Source organism: Streptomyces sp. S6, assembly GCF_054880855.1.
In genome coordinates, this window is record NZ_JBTYMC010000509.1 from 1 (window position 1) to 2,957 (window position 2,957).

The 2,957-nt window shown below is 75.8% G+C and carries 1 protein-coding gene; it reads right to left on the reverse strand.

Annotation, left to right across the window (positions count from 1 at the left end):
- Positions 1 to 2,957: type I polyketide synthase (locus ACVNF4_RS34470; RefSeq protein WP_461806803.1), on the reverse strand; the 2,957-nt coding region annotated here is incomplete at both ends.

Sequence of the window (2,957 nt, forward strand, 5' to 3'; positions counted from 1 at the left end):
CGGCGGTGCGGGAAGTGGGAGCGGCCCGTGGACGCGGCGGCGGGCAGGACCGCCAGTTCCTCGTCGCCGGCGGCGGTCAGCCGCTCGCGCCAGGCTTCGGTGAGCCGCTCCAGGCCCGCGGTGTCGGGGGCGGACAGGGGGATGAGGTGGGGGCCGCCGACCGGGTCGCCGTTCGTGGCGGCTGTGACTCCGGTCGGCGCGTCGGCGAGCACCACGTGCGCGTTGGTCCCGGTGAGTCCGAAACCGGAGACGCCGGCCACGCGCGGAGCTGTGCCGGAACGCCAGGGGGTGGGGGTGTCCACCACCCGGACGTTCATCTCCGACCAGTCCACATGCGGATTGGGTTCCGTGAAGTGGAGGTTGGCCGGGATGAGATCGTGTCTCAGGGCGAGGATGGTCTTGATGACGGCCGCCATGCCGGCGGCGGACTCGCAGTGCCCGATGTTGCTCTTGACGGACCCGATGTGCAGCGGCTCGCCGGGCTTGCGGTCCGGCCCGAGCACCCGCCAGGCGGCGCCCAGTTCGATGGGATCGCCGAGGGCGGTGCCGGTGCCGTGCGCCTCCAGGTAGGAGACCTGGGAGCCGGTGACGCGGGCGTCGGCGAGGGCGTCGGCGAGCAGGGACCGCTGGGCGGTGCCGCTGGGGGCGGTGAGCCCGGAGGAGGCGCCGTCCTGGTTGACGGCGGTGCCGCGGATCACGGCGAGCACGCGGTCGCCGTCGCGCCGGGCGTCGGAGAGCCGCTTGAGGACGAGGACACCGCAGCCCTCGGCTCGGACGAACCCGTTGGCGTCGGCCGAGAACGTCCGGCACCGGCCGTCGGGCGACAGCATGTGCGCGCGGCTGGCGGAGACGGAGGCCATCGGGTCGAGGATGACGTTGACACCGCCGGCCAGCACCGCGTCCGACTCGCACGCGCGCAGGGACCGTACCGCGAGGTGCAGGGCGACGAGGGACGACGAGCAGGCGGTGTCGACGGCCATCGCGGGGCCGTTCAGCCCGAGGGTGTACGCGAGGCGGCCCGCGGCGGCGTTGAGCGAGGTGCCGGTGCTGTAGTAGGCGTCGAGGTGCTCGGCGCCGGGTCCGGCGAGCACGCGGGCGTAGTCGGCGTAGCTGATGCCGACGAAGACGCCGGTGCGGGTGCCGCGCAGCGCGTGCGGGTCGGTGCCCGCGTCCTCCAGGGCGTGCCAGGCGGACTCCAGGAGGAGCCGTTGCTGCGGGTCGAGGTTCTCCGCCTCGCGGGCGGGGATGCCGAAGAAGGCGGCGTCGAACCGTGCGACGTCCGTGAGGAAGCCGCCCTGGTCCGTGGTGATCCGGCCGGGCTCACCGCCGTCGCCGTGGAAGGCGGCGGTGTCGTACCGGCCCTCGGGGACCGGGCCGACGGCGTCGCGGCCCTCGCGGAGCAGGGTCCACAGGTCGTCGACGGAGTCGGCCTGCGGGAACCGGCCGGCCATGCCGACGACGGCGATCGGCTCGTGCGTGACGTCCCTGGGGGTGTCGTCCCTGGAGGTGTCGTCCGGCGTGGTGTCAGGGGCGAAGAGGGCGGTCGGGGTGGACGGCGGGGCCGCGGGGGCGGCGGCCGGCGTCGGGACGGCGGCCGGCGCGGCGGTCGTCAGGTATTCCGCCATCCGGGCGACCGTGGGGTGGTCGAACACGTCGGCCGCGCGCAGGGTCACCTCGAACGCCTGGCCCAGTCTGCCGACCAGGTCCACGGCCATGATCGAGTCCAGCCCGAGGTCGAAGAAGCCGGTGTCGTCCCCGACGGCGTCCGGCGAGTCGAAGCCGAGCTGGCCGGCGACGATCCGGGCCACGTGGATGCGGGCGGCGGCGGGCCGGGCCCGCTCGGGCACGGCCGCCAGGTCGCCCACGACCGACGGTTCACGCTCGCCCGCCCCGCCCTCGTCCTCGTCTTCCGGGAGGTCCTCGGAGAACAGGCCCCGGTCCCGGAAGCGGGACATGACCGAGCGGAACCGGCCCATGTCCAGCGGGCACACGACGACGTGCCCGCCGAGGGAGGGGAACGCGGCGAGCGCGGCCCGGCCGGTGCCCGCGTCCAGGGCGCCCACGCCCAGCCGGGCGAAGGTGTCCCGGCTGGCGGAGTCGGCCATGCCCGACTCGCCCAGGTCCCAGGGGCCGTAGGCGATGCTGACGCCGGGCAGGCCCTGGCCCGTGCGGTGGGCCACGAGCGCGTCGAGTCCGCCGTTGGCCGCCGCGTAGCCGGCGCACCGGTCGGTGCCCCACACGGCGGAGACCGACGAGATCGTGGCGAAGAAGTCCAGCGGCCAGTCGAGGGAGGCCCGGTGCAGCAGCCACGCCCCGGCGAACTTGCCGCGCAGGGCGGCGGCGAACTCCATGACGCCGGTCTCCTCGGCCGGCACGCGTTCCAGCGTGCCCGCCGCGTGCAGCACTCCGCGCACGGGCGGCATGCCCTCCAGCGCGGCACACACGGCCCGCACGGCTTCCGGGGTGTCGCAGCCGTCGGGCCGGTAGACCGACTCGACGCCCTCGGCACCGAGTTCGTCGAGCAGTGCCCGTGCCTCGGGGGCCAGGTCGTCCAGCGGGCGGCGTCCGACGAGCAGGAGGTGGCGGGCGCCTCGGGCGACCAGCTCGGCGGTCAGCTCACGGCCCACGCCGCCGAGGCCGCCGGTGACCACGTAGGTGGCCTCGGGGACGACGGGCAGCGGCTCGGCGGACGCCGCGGTCTCGACGAGGCGGGCCACGAGGACGGGGCCGTCGCGGACGGCGGCCCGGTCCTCGGCCGGTTTCCCGGCGGCGGCGCCGTCGCTCTCCTGGGCGACGAAGTGCAGTAGGGCGTCGAGATCCGCGCCGGTGGGGTCCGCGGGCAGGTCGACGACGCCGCCCCAGCCCGCGCCGAGTTCGAGGCCGAGGACGGGTGCCAGGCCGTGCAGGAGACCGTGGTCGGCCGGGGCGGTGGTGTCCTGCGGGCGGGTCCGGCACAC